This window comes from Sulfitobacter sediminilitoris (assembly GCF_010667575.1).
Lineage (GTDB): Bacteria > Pseudomonadota > Alphaproteobacteria > Rhodobacterales > Rhodobacteraceae > Sulfitobacter > Sulfitobacter sediminilitoris.
The window spans coordinates 1-18,521 of the sequence record NZ_JAABNT010000003.1; the positions used below are offsets into that span (position 1 = coordinate 1).

Genomic DNA, 18,521 nt, shown 5'->3' on the forward strand with positions numbered 1-18,521 from the left:
GGGCTTTGGCGATGTGTGCAGCTCTAAATGCCCTCTCCGTTCGAACAGTGCCAGCTTTTCCGATGCAAAGGGTTTTGGCGGAAAAGCGAGAGTGCGGATTTTTCGAGTTTTTCAACACAATCGGCTCGTCATTCGCTGCAGATTGCGCCGAGGTCTGCTTTGGGCCGCAACGGCCGCTCTTACGAACACCGGCCATTTGCTGCGACTGCGTCCGATGTCTTACATGCGGAGAGGGTGTGTGAAAACTCGAAATTCGCGCCCTTTTGGTGCCGCTCCTTTTCCCGAAGCGAGGTGTTTGTGGCTCAGCTCAACGAGAGAGGCTGCAAATCTTGCTGTTTTTGTCGTTTTGCCGCCGCGCAAATAGTTTTCACACAGCCTCCGGACGAAGCAGACATTGAACAGGCCACCCTTCCTGGAAAGCTATGCGTCGTTGGCAATGTTCACAAACCAACCTGTGCCAACGTCAATGTGGCGAACGGAACAGTCCTCGATCAGTTCCTCGTAACCCGCGGGCAGAAACGAGTCTCGCCATGTATCGCCGAACCGCGCCTTCACTGCATCGAGATCCCGCCAGACCGAAGTGAAGACAACGTAGTTTTCATCCGCTCCGACTCCATGACCAAAGAAGTAACCTTGGTTCCCGGGTTGGCCCGCCACGACGTCCGCCGACGTGCGCGCGAATTTCCGGATGAGCTCTGCGCCGCAGCCGGGCTTGGTATGCACCTGAAACAGCCTTAATACTGGCCCCGAACCAAGCGTTTCATCCTTCATGAGCAGACTCCCTTTGGAATACGTAGCTGAGTTGCGACGCTACTGGCGACACTCGCTGCAGGCAAATGTGATCGCATCCTCTAATCGGTCGTCGCCCCAGAACAGTTCGTCACCCACCAGCATGCTGGGCGCGCCGAAGATCCCGATGCTTTGAGCGCGCTCGGTAGTTGCACGCAGTGCTTCTTTTGTTTCGGGATCTTGTGCCCGTTCAAGCCATGGCTCCGGCGAGACGCCGTGTCCTTCAAGAGCAACACTAAGAACATGTTCATTCGAAATGTCCGCAGCACGCGCGAACTGCGCCGTGAAAACAGAACGCGCAAAGGCGCCGCACCATGGTTCGTCCAAGGCTGCGGTCATGATCCGTGCAGCCTTCAGCCCGTTCACTGGAAATATACCGGGGCGCTTGAAAGGAAGACCATACTTCTCACAGCGACGCTCCATGTCTCGCCACATGTAGCGACCTTTGACGGGGTCGAGCACAAAGGGCGACGTGTCCATCCCATGGTCGCGAAAGATCGGTCCAAGTAGGAATGGTCTCCAAACCAACTCGATCTGGGCGTCTCTTAGCATCGCTTCGGCGCGCGAAACTGTCAGGTAAGAGTATGTGCTTGCGAATTCGAACCAGATTTCAAGTTTCATGCAGTGCACCCCTTTCCGCCGCGAGAGCCGGGGTGCAGCGCAAGCATACAAGGAAGAGGATAATAGGTCATGAAGCCACGCTAGCATTTGGCCTGCGAGATGTCTCCTTCGGGCTCGTTTGGGTCATTCGCTGCGCTTGATATGAATGTCGGCTACGCGCATGGAAGGGGTCGTTCTGTCTCTTGATACATTCTGCTGGTCAACACGGTGACGACGCTTGGAGTGGGAGGGATGGATTGAGGATAGACCATGTCTAAAATCCAACTTCCTGCCATCAAACCGCAACGCCGACCTTGGAACAAAGGGCGTCTCGTTGGCCAAAAGCGTCCGCTGCTCGCGAAACAGGTCTGGGCCATCCGTGCCCGGCTCGAACTCTCTGGCAATCTGAGGGATCTGGCCCTTTTTAATCTTGCGATCGACAGTAAGTTGCGCGGTTGCGACCTGGTTCGCTTGAAGATTTCTGATCTCATTGCGGGAGATCGGGTACGCGAGCGCGTTACGATCATTCAGAGCAAAACCAGGCAGCCAGTGCAGTTTGAGGTTTCGGAGAACACCCGCAATTCCATTTGGGGTTGGGTATGTCGCCCCGAGATGTTTGGCTGTATCTACCTGTTCCCAAGTCGTTTTCACGATAGGCGGCATGTTTCCACGCGGCAATATGCGCGCCTTGTCGGATATTGGGTTTCGGCGATTGGTCTTGATCCCAGTGGGTACGGCACACATTCGCTGAGACGCACCAAGGCCGCGCTGATCTACCGCAAAACCGGCAATCTACGCGCGGTGCAACTTCTGCTTGGCCATACAAAGGTGGATAGCACAGTACGGTATCTTGGTGTCGAACTTGAAGATGCCCTGAGCATTGCCGAGGGGATCGACATTTGATCTTTCGGCGGGCGGTCACGGCCGCCCGCATTTGGTCCCGAGGTCTTCGAACTTCCACTGGACTTCCGAGTCCATGTGAGCGTCAGTGTGGTCACCAAGAATAGTGGTCTCGTGCCCGGTTTGCCGGGCTTAGGGCAGTACGGGGCATTGATGCCCAGCGACTGTATGGAGACCAAAATGACCGACCAAACCACAGAAATGCCTTCGACTTGTCTGTTGGAGGCGGAGCCTCGAAAGCGGATCGGCGGATCCAAAGCCGCCACTATGCACAAGCTCTTGTCGCGGCGGAACGGCGCAACCGTTGTTCAGCTTCAGAAACAGCTGGACTGGCAGCCGCATACGGTGCGCGCCGCGATCTCCCGGCTGCGATCTTCCGGCGTATCGATCGAGCTTGATCGGTCGGGCAAGGTTGCCCGCTACCGTGTGATCGACGGAGAAGGCCAGTGACAAGGCCCCTAGCAGCACTGAGCCTTCAAGAGTTGGACCAGGCGACCGCGGCCACGCTTCGACGGCTCTGGGCGGAAACCAAAGGGTCCCAGCCGCCCAGGAACTTCACTGCGCGCTTGATGCGCCTTGCACTCGCCTGGGAGGCTCAGGCTGCCTTGGCTGGGGGCGAGGCGGCGTCAACGCGCCGGGCTTGGAAGCGCGCGATGCGGGGCAGGGTTGGCAACAGCGACGAACACGCGACTTCGCCGACCGTCTGTACTGGCACCCGTCTTCTCAAGATTTGGCGCGGCACTCCCCATGAGGTGCTGATCACGGAGAACGGTGGCGCTATCTGGAACGGTGAGAAGTACACGTCTCTTTCTGCGGTCGCGCGAGCCATGACGGGCACCAATCGCAACGGTCCAAAGTTCTTCGGGCTGCGTGAGGATGTGAAGCGATGATCCGCCAGCGTTGTGCCATCTACACCCGCAAGTCGACCGAGGAGGGGCTGGAGCAGGAGTTCAACTCCCTTGACGCACAGCGCGAGGCCTGTGCGGCTTACATTCTCAGCCAGAAGCACGAAGGCTGGATGGAGCTCTCGGATCGCTATGACGATGGCGGCTACTCTGGTGGAACGATGGACCGCCCCGGTCTAAAGCATTTGCTGGGGGACGTACGACGCGGGCGTATCGATGTCATCGTCGTTTACAAGGTGGATCGGCTGACGCGATCGCTAGCCGACTTCGCCAGGATGGTTGATCTGTTCGACGGGGCAGGGGTGTCGTTCGTCTCGGTGACCCAAGCCTTCAACACGACGTCTTCGATGGGGCGCCTGACTCTGAATGTGCTTTTGTCCTTTGCTCAGTTCGAACGCGAGGTAACGGCCGAGCGTATCCGGGACAAAGTCGCTGCCTCCAAACGCAAGGGTATGTGGATGGGGGGCGCCGTGCCTTTAGGCTACGATGCCAGGGACAAATCACTGGTCATAAACCGAGGCGAAGCCAGTGCAATCCGCACGATCTTTGCGGAATACCTTGCTGTTGGGTCAGTGCGGCAGCTGGTATCCCGACTGAAAGAACTTGGTGTTGTGAGCAAACGAAGGACTGACAGGCACGGACGTGTCAGCGGTGGAGAAGCCTTCTCTCGCGGCTCACTCTACAACATCCTGCGCAATCCGATCTACATCGGCAAAATCCGTCACAAAGACTCACTGCATGACGGGCTTCACGAGGCCATCATTGATGATGTCACTTGGGCAAGGGTGCAGGCCCTGCTGGCGGATCATGGTAGCAAGAAGATCAGCGCGCCCCGCAGAGCTGCAAAGCGTCTTCTGGATGGTGTGCTGTTCGATCAAAATGGCAGGGCAATGCGCACAACATATGCAAGCAAGTCTGTGCGTCACGGCGGAACTGCCCGGACGAAGCGATATTGGTATTATACGTCAAAACCAACTGGCGCAGAGGACGGAAGCGACATCGCGCGTCTTCCCGCTAAAGAGATTGAGCGCCTTGTTCTCAGCAGTCTTAAGACCCGATTGTGCGACAGATCCTGGCTGGCAGATCAGATATCTCGGGCCGACGTGGCTGATGCTCCGATGGCTGACATTCTAAGGGCGGCGGAAGCCTGGCAGTCAAGAATTACCTCAGACGACCGTGCTGCCAGCACCCAGTGCCTTAGCAGATTGATCGATCGCATCGAAGCGACAGGGGATCGTCTTTGCATTTGGCTAAATCTGTATGCGCTTTTGGTGCAAGATGCAGGTCAAAGCCCAGTAATGGCCAGCTTTGAAGTGCCGTTCAGGAAGCGCCAGAACGGTTCCTCCCGACCCTTCGTCATTACACCCGAAGACACGCCGCAGCCGGATCCAGACCTCATTGCACTTGTCGCTGATGCCAGGCGATGGGCTGGCGAACTTCTCGAAGGGAAACCTCAAACCATTCAGCAGATAACCGAGCGGGAAGGTCTACGCAGCGGGTCTGTCAGCCGCGTCCTTCCGCTCGCCTGGCTTGCCCCGGACATCACAACGGCCATTCTCGAAGGCCGCCAACCACCCCATCTCACCGCAAAGTTCTTACGCGGTCTTCCTGAACTGCCGCTGAGCTGGGAAGAGCAACGGCGGATTCTGGGCTTCTTGTATCTCTGAGGGGGCCGGTTCCGCCCAAGACCTCATGCGGAAGTGTGCCGCAGAGACTTCTGCCGAACATGCCGCCAAATCGCGTCAAACAGAGACCAATCGCGAGGTCTCAGGCGGCCTGCTCCTTGCTAACTTACGGATAAATCAGCGCTATCCACGAAGCATGCCATATCTGTGTTTTTGAAGAGACTGAATGGTGGGCGACCCTGGAATCGAACCAGGCGTGCGTCTCCGCGAGGGAGTTACAGTCCCCTGCCACACCTTGCGGCCTGTCGCCCACTGCCGCGCTGATTACCCGTGGGTCTGGGGTGCGTCAACCTCAAAAACAGGGGAATGCAGGGCAATTCGCATCCTGCTGTTTGAGGCCTTCCCACGGCGCAGTGCGCAATCACCTTGGCTTGTCCTGCGGCAAGCGGTAGACCGCGTGCCAAACGCGGGGTTCGGAATGAAAAAGCCAAAGTGGGTGATTGCCAAAGAGCAGGACAAGAAGGCCGATGCAAATGCGACGGTCTGGTTGTTTGGATTGCATGCAGTGCGGGATGCGCTGATGAACCCGGCCCGCGAAAAGCTGACCCTGATGGTGACGCCCAACGCGGCGGCCAAACTGGAAGACGCGATTGCTGCGGCAGGCATCACGCCGCAGATTGTGGACCCGAGAAAGTTTCATCCGCCCATTGACAAGACTTCGGTGCATCAGGGGGCTGTGCTTGAGGTCAAGCCGCTGAATTGGGGGCGGTTGGAGGATGTCTGCATCGGGGATGCCGCGCCGCGCGTGTTGCTGCTGGACCGTGTGACAGACCCGCATAATGTGGGCGCGATCCTGCGCTCGGCAGAGGTTCTTGGCGCCTCGGCGGTGATCGGCACGCGGCATCATTCGGCGCCTGAGACCGGTGCGTTGGCCAAAACCGCATCCGGTGCGCTGGAACGCCAGCCTTATCTGCGGGTCCGCAATCTGGCCGATGCCATTCGGGCGTTGCAGGATATGGGCTATCTGGTGCTGGGGTTGGACGGCGACGCAACCGTCACGATTGAAGAGGCAGTCGAAGGCAAGCGGGACCGCCCCGTGGCACTGGTGCTGGGGGCGGAAGGTCCTGGCCTGCGGGCCAAGACGCGCGAAACGGTGGACCGGTTGGTGCGCATTGACGCGGCAGGGCAGTTTGGCTCTCTCAATGTCTCAAATGCGGCTGCAATCGCCCTATATGCAGTTAGAGAAAACGCATAAGGCCAAGGTCATGGGCTATCCGACAAAAATCGCGACGTGCTGTCATTGTGGAAGCAAGGCGGCCCTCAAGCTGGACACAAGCAGGCGCGAATTGAGCTGTGCCAGTTGCGGCGCGCCCTTGCGCGACCTGAAAATGCTGCCGAAATCTGTAGAAACCGCCAAGCCCGTTCGCCGCGCTGTAAGCCATCAGCCGGATCTGCGCCACTTTCCCGAGAATCCACGCGCGGCTGCCTACAAAAAGACCAAGCCGCGCAAGGTCAAAAAGCGCAAAAGCTGGCTGAAGGGGCTGGCCGAAGAGGTGATTGATCTGGTCGAAGACATTTTCGATTGACGGCTGGCGTTCGGCGGATCCTCGCCGAATGCCTTGCGCTCTTGTCCATAGACGGCGGATGCCCCTTTTGCAGATCAGCGGGGATACCTATCTCAAGTTCGAGACGCACGGGTCTTGGAACGCCCGACGTCCCTAACTGTCCCTCGTTCCACACTTTAGCGCCCACAGGTCTGCCCTTTGGGCGCTTTTTTTTGCCTGCGACAGGGGATAGGGTGACGCCATGACATATACTGATCAGCTCTTGCGCGATGTCTTGAACCGCGCCAAACGCGTCGCCGTCGTCGGCGTGTCAATGAATCCTGTGCGGGCCAGCTATTTCGTGGCGCGGTATCTGGGCCTGCGGGGTTATGATGTCGTGCCGGTAAATCCACGTCATGCGGGCGAGGTACTGTTTGGCAAACCAGTGCTGGGCGCGCTGAGCGAGATCGAAGGCGGCATCGATATGGTCGATATATTTCGCCGCTCAGAAGCCGTGCCCGAAATCGTGGACGAGGCATTGGAGGCGTTTCCTGATCTGCAGACCGTCTGGATGCAGATCGGGGTGGAGCATCCCGGCGCGGCTGAAAAGGCTGAAGCGCGGGGCGTAACAGTCATCCAGAACCGCTGTCCAAAGATCGAGTATCAGCGCCTTTTCGGGGAACTCAGGATGGGCGGATTCGCGACCGGAGTGATCTCTTCGAAGCTGTGATTCAGTGGTTGGGGTGAAGCCCGGCCGTTCTTGTCCTTCGGCTGTGTTCAATCAAAAGCTCAGACCGTAATGGCGGCTGGACCGCAGTGATCGTCTGCAAAGTTAGCGCGAGGCTTTCTCGGTGATGCCGGATTGGGATTGGCGGCGGCTGAGTTCACTCAGAACGTCCGTCAGGGGAACGTCACGTGCGGCCAGCATGACCAAAAGGTGGTAAAGGACGTCGGCAGCTTCAGACGTGAGGGCGGTCTTGTCGTCCTTGACCGCTTCGATGATGGCCTCGACAGCTTCTTCGCCAAATTTCTCGGCGCACTTCTCTGGACCTTTGGCCAGCAGTTGCGCTGTCCAGCTGCTGCTGGGGTCTGCATCCTTGCGGGAGAGGATCGTGGCGTAGAGATCGTCGAGGGTCATGTCAGCCTCATCGGGATACCGGCGGCGGCCATGTGCGCCTTGGCCTCTGCAATGGTGAATTCGCCAAAGTGGAAAATCGAGGCAGCAAGAACGGCTGATGCGTGCCCCTTGGTGACGCCTTCCACAAGGTGGTCCAGCGTGCCGACGCCACCAGACGCAATAACAGGAACGTGGACAGCATCCGAGATGGCGCGGGTCAGGGGGAGATTGAAGCCTTGCTTGGTGCCGTCGCGGTCCATCGAAGTCAGCAGGATTTCTCCCGCACCTTTTTCGGTGACAGTCTCTGCGAATTCAACGGCGTCGATACCGGTGGGTTTACGACCGCCGTGGGTGAATATCTCCCATTTGCCGGGCGAGACGGTTTTTGCGTCGATCGCGCAGACAATGCATTGGCTGCCGAACTGGTCTGCGGCTTCGGCGATGACGTCGGGGTTCGCGACAGCGGCGGAGTTGAAGCTGACCTTGTCTGCACCTGCCAAGAGCAACGCACGCACGTCCTGAACGGTGCGCACGCCACCGCCGACAGTTAGCGGGATATAGCAATGCTCGGCCGTGCGCTGAACGAGGTCGAACATGGTGCCACGGTTCTCATGGGTCGCGTGGATGTCGAGAAAGCACAGCTCGTCCGCGCCGGCGGCATCGTAGGCGATGGCTGCGTCCACCGGATCGCCGGCATCGCGCAAACCTACGAAATTCACGCCTTTGACCACGCGGCCATCGGCCACGTCGAGACAGGGGATGATGCGGGTCTTAAGCATGAGTGTGATGTAATGCGCTGCTGGCCTGAATGCTAGTCGGCAAGTGCCGAGAGGGCGGAGGCCAGATCAATCGCACCGTCATAGAGTGCGCGGCCCGAGATGGCCCCTTCGATCACGCCGGTTTCTTTCAATGCAATCAGGTCGTCGAGCGAAGACACACCCCCGGACGCAATGACCGGGATGGAAACTGCCCGGGCCAGCGCCGCCGTCGCTTCGATGTTTGGACCGCCCATTGCCCCGTCACGCAGAATGTCGGTGTAGATGATGGCGGCCACGCCTGCGTCCTCGCAAGACTTGGCCAGATCCGTGACTAGCACATCCGTCTCTTCTGCCCAGCCCTTGGTCGCGACCTTTCCGTTGCGCGCATCGATGCCAACGGCAACCTGACCCGGAAAGGCCCGCGCGGCTTCACGCACCAGATCAGGGTTTTCGACCGCTACCGTGCCAAGGATCACGCGGGCCAGACCCTGATCCAGCCAGCGTTCGATGGTCGCCATGTCGCGGATGCCGCCACCCAGCTGCGCGGGCACGTCGCAGGCTTTCAGGATCGCCTCGACCGGGGCGGCGTTCACAGGTGTGCCAGCAAACGCGCCATTCAGGTCCACCAGATGCAGCCATGAGCACCCCGCTTCCACGAAACTGCGGGCCTGTGCCGCCGGGTCGTCGTTGAAGACGGTGGATTGTTTCATATCGCCGTGGACAAGGCGCACGGCCTGACCGTCTTTGAGGTCAATGGCGGGATACAGGATCATGAGCTGGCCTTTGATTTTGTTGAGCGCGGTTTTGCATGTGACGTAAGGATTTGCAACGCGCCCTCACGTCATGCTTGCCAGAAAGGGGATGCTCCGCGCAAACTGCCGTGAAAACCGGGAGGATACTATGAAAACGCTTTTGACTGCAGCCGCCTTGAGCTTTGCCATGGCAAGCGCGGCCTTTGCCGCTGACCCGATCATTGGCACATGGCAGACGATCAAGGACGACAACGGCAATTCTGGACAGATCAGCATCGTGGAATGTGGGAATGCCATTTGCGGAACGTTGGTAAAATCGTTTGATGAGGCGGGTAAGACCTTCAAGTCCGAGAATCAGGGCCGCAAGTTGATCTGGGACATGCAGAACCAAGGTGGCGGCAAGTATGGGGGTGGCAAGGTGTTTTCGCCCGACCGGGGCAAGACCTATAACGGTCAGCTCGTCTTGTCTGGCAATTCGCTGGATGTGAAGGGCTGCGTTCTGGGGATTTGCCGCAGCGGCGGCAAGTGGAAGCGGGTCAAGTAAGCACGCGATTCAACCCGCGGCTGCGCCGGGATTGAACAGGCGTCCACGCTTTCCTAGACTGTTTGGCAGAAAATCACGACGTGATGGAATCTGTGATGAAGTTGAAAGCGTTGCCCCTTTTGACCGCTTTTCTGTGCATGTGCCTTGGCAGCAGTCTGGCAGCCCAGCAAGGCGAACAGATCGAAGTTCCCCGCGGCCTGTGGGAAACGGAGCCGGATGCGCTTGGGGTGGTCTTGCACGTGCGCACGCGGCGCTGTGGACGGTCGCTTTGTGGTCGCGTGGAACGCGCCAAGAACCGGCGCGGCTATGACACTCCGTCGAATGCTGTGGGCGACCAGGTCCTTTGGGAGATGCGCCCCCAGCCTGACGGCAGCTTTTACGGCGAATACCGGGGACCGCGTGCGAACAGATATCTCAAGTCGCGCGCGCAGGTCTTTGGGCGCGAAATGGTCCTGCAGGCCTGTGATGAGCAAAGCTGCAAAAAGCTGGTCTGGACACGCATAAGATAGCGTCGCAAGCCCTCAGAGATCATTTGACCGAAGCTGAAATCAGGCGTAATGGAATCGATGCGCATTGATACCTGCCGGTGGTCGGCAGAATGCAATGCACGCCCGTATCGCTTTGGGGAGTGATGCACATGAGATTTTCCAAGTCTCTGTTTTCTTTAATTTTTGTTGTTTCATCTGCGGTGCCTGTTCTTGCGGATTGGCCGGTCGGTCTGTGGCAATCGGCCCCGGATCGTGCGGGGCTGGTTGTACATGTGAGGACCAAGCCCTGTGGTAGTGCCATTTGCGGGCGGGTTGAGCGTGCGAAGAACCGTTTCGGCTATGACAGGCCTTCCAGTGTGGTGGGGCGACGGATGCTGCTGGACATGCAGGCTCAACCCGATGGCAGCTTTATCGGACAGGTCTGGGAGCCGCAGCGCAACCGGATCCTGACTGCGCGCATCCAAGTAACCGGCAACGTCATGCGGTTTGAGAATTGCGATGGAACCGCTTGCGTGCGCGAGGAATGGACCCGCGTGCGCTGATCGCGCTTAGGGTGTCCAGGTCAGGAAATTCGCGATCAGACGCAGGCCGGTCTGCTGGCTTTTTTCCGGGTGGAACTGCATGCCCAGCATCGTGTCACGGCCAATGATCGCCGTGACATCGCCGCCGTACTCCACGTGTGCCAACCGCTCGGCAGGGTCCGATACGGCCATGTGATAGGAATGCACGAAATAGGCGTGATCCCCGGTCTTGAGATCTGCAAAAACCGGGTGCGGATGATCGATAATCAAATCGTTCCACCCCATGTGCGGCACTTTGAGTGCGGGGTCACTGGGCGTAATGCGTGTGACCTCGCCCTTGATCCAGTCCAGCCCCGGCGTGTCTTCGTACTCCCGTCCGATGGTCGCCATCAACTGCATGCCGACGCAGATGCCAAGAAAGGGACGTGCCTTGATCTCGACAGCCTCGACCATAGCGTCATACAGGCCTCCCGAGCCCTTGAGCGCGGCCATACAGGCCGGGAAAGCCCCGTCACCGGGCAGCACGATACGATCCGCCCCCGCAACAACACCTGCGTCGGCGGTGACAACAACGTCGCCTGCGTCAACTTCGCGTGCCATCCGCTCAAAGGCTTTGTGGGCCGAATGCAGATTGCCGGATTCGTAATCGATAATGGCCGTAAGCATCGCCTAGAGTGCGCCCTTGGTCGACGGAATATCTTGTGACTTGCGCGGATCGACCTCGACGGCCTCGCGCAGGGCGCGGGCAACGGATTTGAACGCAGCCTCCGCAATGTGGTGGCTGTTGATCCCGTGCAGTTGATCCACGTGCAGGGTGATGCCGCCATGAGTGCTGAGCGCCTGGAAGAACTCACGCACCAGTTCGGTGTCGAAGGTGCCGATCTTGGCGGTGGGCAGATCAACGTTCCAGATCAGAAAGGGACGCGCGGACAGGTCGAGCGCGGTGCGCACAAGCGCATCATCCATTGGCAACAGGCAGGCGCCATACCGCCGGATTCCGCGCTTGTCGCCAAGCGCCTTTGTCAGCGCCTGACCAAGCGTGATCCCGACGTCTTCGACCGTGTGGTGATCGTCAATGTGAAGATCGCCCTTGGCGCGGATGGTCATGTCAATCAGCGAATGACGCGCCAGTTGATCAAGCATGTGATCAAAAAAGCCGACCCCGGTCTGGTTGTCATAAGCACCTGTGCCATCAAGATTAATCTCGACGCTCACATCCGTCTCTGCGGTGGTGCGGGTCAGGCTGGTTGTACGCATTGTCTTTGCCTCCGGGGCGAGGGTCATCTGAGGCTCTTATAACAGTCCGCACGGGCAGGCCAAGCCCGCTCAACTTCAGATCAGCCATTGCGGGGGGCAGGGGCTTATGCGACCTTGGGACGACAGAGCAATGAGGCCCCTTATGAGTACCTGCGTGTTCATCCAGATCCGCTGCAAGCCCGGCACCACTTACAGGGTCGCCGAAGAGATCGCGCTGCGGGAAATCCACTCGGAACTGTATTCGACATCCGGCGAATACGATCTCCTGATGAAGCTTTATATCCCGAAGGGCGAAGATGTTGGTGTCTACATCAACGACAAGCTGCTGGATATTGAAGGAATAGAACGGTCTTTGACCACGATGACCTTCAAGGTTTTTTGATGCGGCACTGGCCGGCCGCTGCGGCGCTTTTTTGCATAACCACGACCACGCCGGTGATGGCGCTAAGCCAACGGACCTATGCCGGAGAGGAAGCTGCAGCGCTTCGCTGTGCAAATACGCTTGCCTTAACGGCGGTGGCCCTATCCAGGGCAGGGATGATAGATGAGACGGAAAAGGAAGTGATGTTGGGCATCACCATTCTGATCCTTGAGCGGCACGTCAGCGGAACCTGGGCGCAGAAAAAAGCCGCACTTACCATCATGCGAGACCGTCGCTCTGTTGAGGACACGATCGAAGACTATCAGCGGAATGCGGCACGCTGCCTGCAGCAGTTTCCCATCAACTGATAACTGTGTCGTCAGTTGACGGCAGGCACTGCCCTTGATGCAGCAGTCAGGACGGAAAAAGGCCCGGACCGCCTGCCTTGGCGCCACTGCCGGTATGTTTGGTCTTGATTTTCTCCCGGCTCATCGCCCGGTCTCTGGCACGGTCGAATGTCTTTTTGACGCGCTGGTTGCGGCTCGCGTTCGGGGTGACCGGATTGCCTACCGCGATCTTGATATCCATGATCCGGCCATCGTCAAACGAAAGGCTGGCCTTGGTCAATGCAGCCTGAATATCGTCTTCAATTTCGGGCCATGCAGGTGCCTCTGTGCCTTGCGTAATGCAGAGGAAAACACCATCACCTTCATACGTCATCAGCATGTTCGGACAGGCCACAACGCTGGAGACCGCATTGACGATTCCACAGAGGGCGCTGGCGTATTCACGGGCGGTGGTAGTGGCAAAGAGCGTATCGATATTGGTCACGCGCACAGCAAAGATGGTGCAGCTGTCCAGCCGCCTGCGCGAAAGCTGGGAAAGATAGTTGCCTAATGCAAAGGGCAGGATCAACTGTTCTGCATGCGCCAGACGAACGGGATCGGCGATGCTAAAGCCATGTTCGCCTGCAAGGCCCCCCCCGCTCATTCTTTCAGGATCAAGCAAGGGCGCGTGAACGGATTTTTCGGTCATGCGCTGTGCCACCCGAACCCGCGTGGCAATCTCTTTTACGTCGAAGGGTTTGGTGATGTAGTCGTCCGCGCCCGCCGCAAACGCACGTTCAATCCGTGTGCTGTCAGTGGCTGAGGTTAGCATCAGCACCGGCGTGTGGCGATAACGGGGCATCTGACGGATCCGGCGGCACAATTCGATGCCGGACATATCGGGCATTTCAATGTCAAGTATGAGCCCGTCCACTTCGACCTCTGGGTCAGACAATGTCTCAAGCGCGTCCGGGCCAGAAGTCGCCACTGTGATATGCGGCAAGTTCGCCTGCCGGAAGACAATCGGCAACAGGTCAAGGATCAGCGGATCATCATCGACAGCAAGCAATCTCATCGGGCACCTCTGTTTTTCAGAACAGTCCGCAACTCATTACGAACATGAAGTTGCGACCTTTAGACCGGGAGAAACCGGCAATTGTATGACGACATTTCATCAAAATTTAACGATTGTGCCGAAGTCATGCCGGTACGATGCGCAAAGCAGGGCAGACGGCGTGGCAAGGCTTTGGGGATGATCCATGTCTCTCAAATGAAAAAGACCGCCCGTAGGGGCGGTCTTTTCTATCTCCTGCCGGGGCTGGCAGGTCCCAATTGGAGCGGGCGAGGCGATTCGAACGCCCGACCCTAACCTTGGCAAGGTTATGCTCTACCCCTGAGCTACGCCCGCATCCTTGGGTGAGGCGGACATACCCATCCTGTCGGTTCCGTGCAAGAGGGAAAACTCCACCAATTGCAAAAATTCACGTATTTTCGATGCTCTCCCTGGCTTGAGTTTAGTTTGGCCGAATTGTCGCTGATATCAGAGTGCGACTTTGGCGCAGACCGTCGTAGTAGGGGGCGTAGCTGACGGGGGTCTGGTCAGATAGTTCGGCGTCGATTTTCTCGATCAGGCTCTGGCCCTCCTCAGTGCCGACACTGGCATCAGCGCCGTGCGCCAGAAGCAGCTTCACTTTTTTCGGATCGGACAAGGCGTTCGCAAGTGGTGTATCTCCCGGTTCGAAAGCGAAGGCTTTTGGTGTTGGCATGCGGGCATTCGGATCAGCGCCAGCGCGCAGCAGGGCCTCAACTTCTTCGGCCACCCCTTCGCGGATCGCGCGGTAAAGCGGGGTCCAGCCATAGTGATTGCGCGCGTTCAGATCGCCACCTTGGGCGACAAGGTAGGCGGCGATGGCATAGTCATCCTCTGCGGTGGTGTCAGAACGGTAACTGTAGTCGCCAACCCAATGGAGCGCCGTGTAGCCTTCGGGTGTCGCAAAATTGACGTTCGCGCCGGCCTGAATCAGGACATCAAGCATTTCGACGGATCGTTCATCCGTCATCATGGCCCAAATCAACGGGAAGGACGAGAATTCCCCGATGTGTTGGTTGAGATCGGGCTTTGTCGGTGATTGGGGCATTCCGTGAAAGGGATTGCTGTGGGCGATAGTGCTCCTACGCGGTGCATAATCAGATCAGCGCATGACCGATCAGCCCCAAGGCTGCCAGCGCGATCATGCCAAGCGTCAGAGCCATCCCGATCTGCCGCAGGATGATCTTTTGCGGTGTCGAGGCAAAGCCGATGGCATGCAACACCCGTCCGGTCAGCAATGCGATGCCCATCAGATGTACCGCGACCTGTGGCGCGCCGCGCAGTTCTGTCAGCAGCATCAGGATCAGCGCAATGGGGGTGTATTCTGCCCAGTTCGCCTGCGCGCGCATACGCTTGAGAAGGTTCTTGTCGCCGGTATCGCCCAAAGAAATGATCTTGGCCTGGCGATACTGGATCACACGCCAACTGAGGACCAGAAACAGAAGGGCAAGCAGGGCCGCATAGATCGGCGTGATGGTGAGGGTCATGGGGTGTCCTTCGCGTGGTGTCAGTGTCGAGCGGGATTTGAGGCTGCCATGCAACCATTGTCAAAGCGGTTGCGACAGGTCGACAAAAAAGAAAGGCCCCAACCTGCGTTGGGGCCTTTCTGATTTGATATGTTCAGCACCTTAATGGCTGTGCTGTTTGTCCCATTCTTCCTGCTTTGGCAGGATCTCGAACGTATGCTCCGGTGGTGGGGATGGCAGTGTCCACTCCAGCGTGTCTGCATACTCGTTCCATGGGTTGTTCTCTGTGACGCGCGCGCCGCGTGTCAGAGCGTAGGCCATAACACCGAAGAAGAACAGGAACGAAGCGAACGACAGGAACGCGCCCCAGCTTGACCAGTAGTTCCAGTAGGCGAACGCCTCGGGATAGTCGATGTAGCGGCGTGGCATGCCCTGACGGCCCAGGAAGTGCTGTGGGAAGAAGGTCAGGTTTGCGCCGATGAACATCGTCCAGAAGTGCAGCTTGCCTGCCCATTCAGGGTACATGCGGCCTGTCATCTTGGGGAAGTAGAAGTAGATCCCCGCAAAGATGGCAAAGACAGCGCCCAGCGACATCACGTAGTGGAAGTGCGCCACCACGTAGTAGGTATCGTGGTAGTAGCGGTCCACGGCGGCCTGCGACAGTACGATGCCGGTCACACCACCAACGGTGAAGAGGAACAGGAAGCCGAAGGCCCAGAGCATCGGCGTCTTGAACTCAACCGAGCCGCCCCACATTGTGGCGATCCAGCTAAAGACCTTCACACCCGTCGGCACCGCGATGACCATGGTGGCCAGCATGAAGTAGGCCTGCTGGTTCAGGGTCATACCCACCGTGTACATGTGGTGCGCCCATACGACGAAGCCCAATGCACCGATCGCGATGATCGCCCAGACCATCGGCAGGTAGCCAAAGATCGGCTTGCGGCTGAAGGTGGCAATCACGTGAGAGATGATGCCGAAACCGGGCAGGATGATGATGTACACTTCCGGATGGCCGAAGAACCACAGGATGTGCTGGTAGAGAACCGGGTCACCGCCGCCTGCAGGGTCAAAGAAGGCAAAGCCGAAGTTACGGTCCATCAGCAGCATGGTGATCGCACCGGCCAGAACGGGCAGGGACAGCAGGATCAGCCAGCTTGTCACGAAGATCGACCAGGAGAACAGTGGCACCTTGAACAGAGTCATGCCGGGGGCACGCATGTTCAGGAAGGTCGTGATCATGTTGATCGCACCGAGGATCGAGGACGCGCCCGAAACGTGAACCGCGAAGATCGCGAGGTCCATCGACATGCCGCCTTCTTTCACCGAAAGCGGTGGATACAGAACCCAGCCCACGCCGGAGCCAGCCTGACCGTTACCACCGGGGGCGAGAACAGAACAGACAGCCAGCGTTGTACCGGCGACGTAGAGCCAGAACGACAGGTTGTTCATCCGCGGGAACGCCATGTCCGGCGCACCGATCTGCAGCGGCATGAAGTAGTTGCCGAAACCGCCGAAAAGCGCCGGGATCACCACGAAGAACATCATCAGGATGCCGTGACCCGTGATCAAAACGTTCCAGAGGTGGCCGTTTGGCGTACAGGTAGCGGCGGAATCAGCAATGAAACGCGCGCCTTCCATACACATGTACTGAACGCCGGGGTTCATCAGCTCCAACCGCATGTAAACGGTGAATGCGACGGATACGAAACCGGCAAAGGCCGAGACGATCAGGTACAGGATACCGATGTCTTTGTGGTTTGTGGACATGAACCAACGGGTGAAAAAGCCCCGTTCGTCCTCGTGATCGTGCCCGTGAATGGCTGCGTCTGCCATGCGGTGCCTCCTCGATATTTAACTCTGGATACACCACGCCTGTTGGCTGATCGTGGTGTGAACTCCGGAACGTTCTAGTCGGATGCACGCGTGGGGGCAATGGGCGCGATGGTCGCAGGACGAGTTATTTTGACGCGGTTTGCCACGAATCTGATGTATGACCTCTTTCGCTTTGCGGCCTGCTGCAGCCAATGGCTGATTCCTTGTCTTTTTGGCCGCTTGGTCGGGCGCAGGGCGCTGTGTCAGGGTGTGATAGGGCTCGCCGCCTCCTTCGCCGCAGATGCCGTTTGACATGGAACAACGACGCTGAATCCGAGGCGCGGTATCCAAGGCAAATGAGAAGGGAGCCACCAAGGTACATCCGCCTGTTCGTCGTCCGGAAGGCGCGACGCAGGGAACGGTGCCCCAAAACCGTCTCGACAAGGAGATCGCCATGAAAACGCTTATCATTTTCGGCACAGTTGAAGGCCAGACTGGCAAGATCGCACGCTATGCCGCAGAGGTTCTCGAAAGACTGGGTCACGAGGTAGAGTTGATCGACGCCGATGACCCGGCAGAGATCTCTTTTGCAGGCGTCGATGCCGCAATTCTGGCTGCATCGGTCCACCAACGCCGCCATCCCCGCAAATTCGAGGCTTTGCTAACCGCCCATGCCGCTGACCTTGCGAAGGTCAAGACGTTGCTCTTGTCCGTAAGCCTGAACGCAGCCTTTCCCGAAGGACACGAAGAGGCCCGCGAGTATGTGACCGATATGGAAATGCGGACGCACTTTACGCCGACGGACGATATGTTGGTCGGAGGGGCCTTGCGCACCGCGCACTACGACTATTTTGCCCTGCAGGTGATCCAGCACGTTGTCATGCGGGGCCGTCCATTTGATCCGTCCGAGACGGAACATGAATTCACCGACTGGGACGCGCTGACCAGAAAGCTTGAATCGTTCTTTGTTTAAGCGGTGCGTCTCAGCCCCCCGCACAGACAGATGTCTTTTTCGCAAAGACCTCGTCGAAAGAGCTGCGCAGCGCGACGTCCACGTCGTCCATCGTCACGGGCAAGCCCAGATCGACAAGCGACGTTACCCCATGTTCGGTGATGCCGCAGGGCACGATACCGCCAAAGTGGGTCAAGTCCGGCTCAACGTTGATGCTAATGCCGTGATAACTGATCCATTTGCGCAGACGGATGCCAATGGCGGCGATCTTGTCTTCGGCGGGGCTGCCATCGGCCTGCGTTGGTTTTTCAGGTCTTTGTACCCAAACGCCAACGCGCCCCGGTCGTATTTCTCCGCGCAGGTTAAACTGATCCAGCGTCGCGATGACCCAGGCTTCAAGATCCCGCACGAAACAGCGTACGTCGCGTCCCAGTTTGCCGACATCAAGCATAACGTAGGCCACGCGCTGTCCCGGTCCGTGGTACGTATACTGTCCGCCGCGTTTGGTCGAAAAGACAGGAAATCGATCAGGATCAGTCAGATCAGCCGCTTTGGCTGATGTGCCCGCCGTGTAAAGGGGTGGATGCTCAACCAGCCAGATGCATTCATCCGCTTCGCCCGCAGCAATTGCCGCGACACGCGCTTCCATCCAGCGTTCGGCTTCGCGGTAATCGGTCAGCCCGTCTGTTGTGATCCATTCTACCATGACGC

General features: G+C 58.3%; 26 protein-coding genes and 2 tRNA genes. 13 read left to right on the forward strand and 15 right to left on the reverse strand.

Annotated features, from left to right (window positions below; all coding sequences use genetic code 11):
• The 3 genes from GV827_RS23340 to GV827_RS05485 all read right to left on the reverse strand — a co-directional run.
• Window positions 1-196: hypothetical protein (locus tag GV827_RS23340; RefSeq protein ID WP_204325749.1), on the reverse strand; the 196-nt coding region annotated here is incomplete at its 3' end.
• A gap of 224 nt (window positions 197-420) precedes the next feature.
• Entirely contained in the window at window positions 421-771 is a 351-nt protein-coding gene (locus GV827_RS05480) for an antibiotic biosynthesis monooxygenase family protein (RefSeq protein ID WP_164352731.1), read from the reverse strand.
• Between the two features lie 39 nt (window positions 772-810).
• A complete protein-coding gene (locus GV827_RS05485; RefSeq protein WP_164352733.1) occupies window positions 811-1,410 on the reverse strand; it encodes a 2-hydroxychromene-2-carboxylate isomerase in 600 nt (199 codons plus the stop codon).
• Between the two features lie 249 nt (window positions 1,411-1,659).
• On the opposite strand from GV827_RS05485, the gene GV827_RS05490 reads away from it, so the two are divergent.
• The 4 genes from GV827_RS05490 to GV827_RS05505 all read left to right on the forward strand — a co-directional run bounded on the left by GV827_RS05490 (window position 1,660) and on the right by GV827_RS05505 (window position 4,861).
• Entirely contained in the window at window positions 1,660-2,292 is a 633-nt protein-coding gene (locus tag GV827_RS05490) for a tyrosine-type recombinase/integrase (protein ID WP_164352735.1), read from the forward strand.
• 177 nt (window positions 2,293-2,469) lie between these two features.
• A complete protein-coding gene (locus tag GV827_RS05495; RefSeq protein ID WP_164352736.1) occupies window positions 2,470-2,739 on the forward strand; it encodes a DUF3489 domain-containing protein in 270 nt (89 codons plus the stop codon).
• Window positions 2,736-3,179, forward strand: a complete 444-nt coding sequence (locus tag GV827_RS05500; RefSeq protein ID WP_164352738.1) for a DUF2924 domain-containing protein — start codon at window positions 2,736-2,738, stop codon at window positions 3,177-3,179. The genes GV827_RS05495 and GV827_RS05500 overlap by 4 nt, the downstream gene beginning before the upstream one ends.
• Window positions 3,176-4,861: a recombinase family protein gene (locus tag GV827_RS05505; protein ID WP_164352740.1), complete on the forward strand. Its 1,686-nt coding sequence runs from the start codon at window positions 3,176-3,178 to the stop codon at window positions 4,859-4,861. The genes GV827_RS05500 and GV827_RS05505 overlap by 4 nt, the downstream gene beginning before the upstream one ends.
• A 185-nt stretch (window positions 4,862-5,046) precedes the next feature.
• Here GV827_RS05505 and GV827_RS05510 read toward each other — a convergent pair.
• A tRNA-Tyr gene (locus GV827_RS05510) sits at window positions 5,047-5,130 on the reverse strand.
• A 167-nt stretch (window positions 5,131-5,297) separates the two neighbouring features.
• On the opposite strand from GV827_RS05510, the gene rlmB reads away from it, so the two are divergent.
• The 3 genes from rlmB (at window position 5,298) to GV827_RS05525 (ending at window position 7,093) form a co-directional block, all read left to right on the forward strand.
• The gene (rlmB, locus tag GV827_RS05515; RefSeq protein WP_164352742.1) at window positions 5,298-6,074 is read left to right on the forward strand and encodes a 23S rRNA (guanosine(2251)-2'-O)-methyltransferase RlmB; all 777 of its coding nucleotides are present in this window, start codon (window positions 5,298-5,300) and stop codon (window positions 6,072-6,074) included.
• Between the two features lie 10 nt (window positions 6,075-6,084).
• Window positions 6,085-6,405 (forward strand): hypothetical protein, encoded by a 321-nt coding sequence (locus tag GV827_RS05520; RefSeq protein ID WP_164352744.1) that lies wholly within the window; start codon window positions 6,085-6,087, stop codon window positions 6,403-6,405.
• Between the two features lie 220 nt (window positions 6,406-6,625).
• On the forward strand, window positions 6,626-7,093 hold the full coding sequence (locus GV827_RS05525; RefSeq protein ID WP_164352746.1) for a CoA-binding protein: 468 nt from the start codon (window positions 6,626-6,628) through the stop codon (window positions 7,091-7,093).
• Between the two features lie 102 nt (window positions 7,094-7,195).
• Here the strand turns inward: GV827_RS05525 and GV827_RS05530 are convergent, their stop codons facing one another.
• The 3 genes from GV827_RS05530 to hisA are packed head-to-tail and all read right to left on the reverse strand — an operon-like array spanning window position 7,196 to window position 9,011.
• Complete coding sequence (locus GV827_RS05530) at window positions 7,196-7,501, reverse strand: phosphoribosyl-ATP diphosphatase (RefSeq protein ID WP_164352748.1); 306 nt, start codon at window positions 7,499-7,501, stop codon at window positions 7,196-7,198.
• On the reverse strand, window positions 7,498-8,259 hold the full coding sequence (gene hisF / locus GV827_RS05535; protein WP_164352750.1) for an imidazole glycerol phosphate synthase subunit HisF: 762 nt from the start codon (window positions 8,257-8,259) through the stop codon (window positions 7,498-7,500). Before hisF ends, GV827_RS05530 begins: the two co-directional genes overlap by 4 nt.
• 32 nt (window positions 8,260-8,291) lie before the next feature.
• A complete protein-coding gene (hisA, locus tag GV827_RS05540; RefSeq protein WP_164352752.1) occupies window positions 8,292-9,011 on the reverse strand; it encodes a 1-(5-phosphoribosyl)-5-[(5-phosphoribosylamino)methylideneamino]imidazole-4-carboxamide isomerase in 720 nt (239 codons plus the stop codon).
• 127 nt (window positions 9,012-9,138) lie between these two features.
• Here hisA and GV827_RS05545 point away from each other — a divergent pair, with 127 nt between their 5' ends.
• The 3 genes from GV827_RS05545 (at window position 9,139) to GV827_RS05555 (ending at window position 10,564) form a co-directional block, all read left to right on the forward strand.
• Window positions 9,139-9,534, forward strand: a complete 396-nt coding sequence (locus GV827_RS05545; protein ID WP_164352754.1) for a DUF2147 domain-containing protein — start codon at window positions 9,139-9,141, stop codon at window positions 9,532-9,534.
• A gap of 95 nt (window positions 9,535-9,629) precedes the next feature.
• Window positions 9,630-10,043, forward strand: a complete 414-nt coding sequence (locus GV827_RS05550) for a DUF2147 domain-containing protein (protein ID WP_164352757.1) — start codon at window positions 9,630-9,632, stop codon at window positions 10,041-10,043.
• Between the two features lie 128 nt (window positions 10,044-10,171).
• Window positions 10,172-10,564, forward strand: coding sequence for a DUF2147 domain-containing protein (locus GV827_RS05555; protein WP_164352759.1), 393 nt, complete (start codon window positions 10,172-10,174; stop codon window positions 10,562-10,564).
• A 6-nt stretch (window positions 10,565-10,570) separates the two neighbouring features.
• Here the strand turns inward: GV827_RS05555 and hisH are convergent, their stop codons facing one another.
• Window positions 10,571-11,209: an imidazole glycerol phosphate synthase subunit HisH gene (gene hisH, locus GV827_RS05560; RefSeq protein WP_164352760.1), complete on the reverse strand. Its 639-nt coding sequence runs from the start codon at window positions 11,207-11,209 to the stop codon at window positions 10,571-10,573.
• Window positions 11,210-11,212: 3 nt separating this feature from the next.
• Entirely contained in the window at window positions 11,213-11,800 is a 588-nt protein-coding gene (hisB, locus tag GV827_RS05565) for an imidazoleglycerol-phosphate dehydratase HisB (protein ID WP_164353203.1), read from the reverse strand.
• A gap of 142 nt (window positions 11,801-11,942) precedes the next feature.
• On the opposite strand from hisB, the gene GV827_RS05570 reads away from it, so the two are divergent.
• Entirely contained in the window at window positions 11,943-12,182 is a 240-nt protein-coding gene (locus tag GV827_RS05570; RefSeq protein ID WP_164352762.1) for an Lrp/AsnC ligand binding domain-containing protein, read from the forward strand.
• Window positions 12,182-12,529, forward strand: a complete 348-nt coding sequence (locus GV827_RS05575; protein ID WP_235930257.1) for a hypothetical protein — start codon at window positions 12,182-12,184, stop codon at window positions 12,527-12,529. Before GV827_RS05570 ends, GV827_RS05575 begins: the two co-directional genes overlap by 1 nt.
• Window positions 12,530-12,575: 46 nt before the next feature.
• Here the strand turns inward: GV827_RS05575 and GV827_RS05580 are convergent, their stop codons facing one another.
• The 5 genes from GV827_RS05580 to ctaD all read right to left on the reverse strand — a co-directional run bounded on the left by GV827_RS05580 (window position 12,576) and on the right by ctaD (window position 16,879).
• Window positions 12,576-13,562 (reverse strand): response regulator, encoded by a 987-nt coding sequence (locus GV827_RS05580; protein WP_164352764.1) that lies wholly within the window; start codon window positions 13,560-13,562, stop codon window positions 12,576-12,578.
• Between the two features lie 258 nt (window positions 13,563-13,820).
• Window positions 13,821-13,895 (reverse strand) — tRNA-Gly (locus tag GV827_RS05585).
• Window positions 13,896-14,001: 106 nt separating this feature from the next.
• Window positions 14,002-14,625, reverse strand: coding sequence for an ankyrin repeat domain-containing protein (locus GV827_RS05590; RefSeq protein WP_164352766.1), 624 nt, complete (start codon window positions 14,623-14,625; stop codon window positions 14,002-14,004).
• Window positions 14,626-14,674: 49 nt separating this feature from the next.
• Window positions 14,675-15,064: an MAPEG family protein gene (locus GV827_RS05595; protein WP_164352768.1), complete on the reverse strand. Its 390-nt coding sequence runs from the start codon at window positions 15,062-15,064 to the stop codon at window positions 14,675-14,677.
• 141 nt (window positions 15,065-15,205) lie between these two features.
• The gene (gene ctaD / locus GV827_RS05600) at window positions 15,206-16,879 is read right to left on the reverse strand and encodes a cytochrome c oxidase subunit I (protein WP_164352770.1); all 1,674 of its coding nucleotides are present in this window, start codon (window positions 16,877-16,879) and stop codon (window positions 15,206-15,208) included.
• A 433-nt stretch (window positions 16,880-17,312) separates the two neighbouring features.
• Between ctaD and GV827_RS05605 the strand changes: the two genes are divergently transcribed.
• Complete coding sequence (locus GV827_RS05605) at window positions 17,313-17,831, forward strand: flavodoxin domain-containing protein (protein ID WP_164352771.1); 519 nt, start codon at window positions 17,313-17,315, stop codon at window positions 17,829-17,831.
• Between the two features lie 10 nt (window positions 17,832-17,841).
• Here GV827_RS05605 and lipB read toward each other — a convergent pair whose 3' ends face one another.
• The gene (gene lipB, locus GV827_RS05610) at window positions 17,842-18,516 is read right to left on the reverse strand and encodes a lipoyl(octanoyl) transferase LipB (RefSeq protein WP_164352774.1); all 675 of its coding nucleotides are present in this window, start codon (window positions 18,514-18,516) and stop codon (window positions 17,842-17,844) included.
• Window positions 18,517-18,521 lie beyond the last annotated feature (5 nt).

Bases quoted from the DNA above. Each gene is read 5' to 3' on its own strand.
- GV827_RS05480 (WP_164352731.1), bottom strand. From the start codon at position 771: ATGAAGGATGAAACGCTTGGTTCGGGGCCAGTATTAAGGCTGTTTCAG.
- GV827_RS05485 (WP_164352733.1), bottom strand. From the start codon at position 1,410: ATGAAACTTGAAATCTGGTTCGAATTCGCAAGCACATACTCTTACCTG.
- GV827_RS05490 (WP_164352735.1), top strand. From the start codon at position 1,660: ATGTCTAAAATCCAACTTCCTGCCATCAAACCGCAACGCCGACCTTGG.
- GV827_RS05495 (WP_164352736.1), top strand. From the start codon at position 2,470: ATGACCGACCAAACCACAGAAATGCCTTCGACTTGTCTGTTGGAGGCG.
- GV827_RS05505 (WP_164352740.1), top strand. From the start codon at position 3,176: ATGATCCGCCAGCGTTGTGCCATCTACACCCGCAAGTCGACCGAGGAG.
- rlmB (WP_164352742.1), top strand. From the start codon at position 5,298: ATGAAAAAGCCAAAGTGGGTGATTGCCAAAGAGCAGGACAAGAAGGCC.
- GV827_RS05520 (WP_164352744.1), top strand. From the start codon at position 6,085: ATGGGCTATCCGACAAAAATCGCGACGTGCTGTCATTGTGGAAGCAAG.
- GV827_RS05525 (WP_164352746.1), top strand. From the start codon at position 6,626: ATGACATATACTGATCAGCTCTTGCGCGATGTCTTGAACCGCGCCAAA.
- GV827_RS05530 (WP_164352748.1), bottom strand. From the start codon at position 7,501: ATGACCCTCGACGATCTCTACGCCACGATCCTCTCCCGCAAGGATGCA.
- hisF (WP_164352750.1), bottom strand. From the start codon at position 8,259: ATGCTTAAGACCCGCATCATCCCCTGTCTCGACGTGGCCGATGGCCGC.
- hisA (WP_164352752.1), bottom strand. From the start codon at position 9,011: ATGATCCTGTATCCCGCCATTGACCTCAAAGACGGTCAGGCCGTGCGC.
- GV827_RS05545 (WP_164352754.1), top strand. From the start codon at position 9,139: ATGAAAACGCTTTTGACTGCAGCCGCCTTGAGCTTTGCCATGGCAAGC.
- GV827_RS05550 (WP_164352757.1), top strand. From the start codon at position 9,630: ATGAAGTTGAAAGCGTTGCCCCTTTTGACCGCTTTTCTGTGCATGTGC.
- GV827_RS05555 (WP_164352759.1), top strand. From the start codon at position 10,172: ATGAGATTTTCCAAGTCTCTGTTTTCTTTAATTTTTGTTGTTTCATCT.
- hisH (WP_164352760.1), bottom strand. From the start codon at position 11,209: ATGCTTACGGCCATTATCGATTACGAATCCGGCAATCTGCATTCGGCC.
- hisB (WP_164353203.1), bottom strand. From the start codon at position 11,800: ATGCGTACAACCAGCCTGACCCGCACCACCGCAGAGACGGATGTGAGC.
- GV827_RS05570 (WP_164352762.1), top strand. From the start codon at position 11,943: ATGAGTACCTGCGTGTTCATCCAGATCCGCTGCAAGCCCGGCACCACT.
- GV827_RS05575 (WP_235930257.1), top strand. From the start codon at position 12,182: ATGCGGCACTGGCCGGCCGCTGCGGCGCTTTTTTGCATAACCACGACC.
- GV827_RS05580 (WP_164352764.1), bottom strand. From the start codon at position 13,562: ATGAGATTGCTTGCTGTCGATGATGATCCGCTGATCCTTGACCTGTTG.
- GV827_RS05590 (WP_164352766.1), bottom strand. From the start codon at position 14,625: ATGCCCCAATCACCGACAAAGCCCGATCTCAACCAACACATCGGGGAA.
- GV827_RS05595 (WP_164352768.1), bottom strand. From the start codon at position 15,064: ATGACCCTCACCATCACGCCGATCTATGCGGCCCTGCTTGCCCTTCTG.
- ctaD (WP_164352770.1), bottom strand. From the start codon at position 16,879: ATGGCAGACGCAGCCATTCACGGGCACGATCACGAGGACGAACGGGGC.
- GV827_RS05605 (WP_164352771.1), top strand. From the start codon at position 17,313: ATGAAAACGCTTATCATTTTCGGCACAGTTGAAGGCCAGACTGGCAAG.
- lipB (WP_164352774.1), bottom strand. From the start codon at position 18,516: ATGGTAGAATGGATCACAACAGACGGGCTGACCGATTACCGCGAAGCC.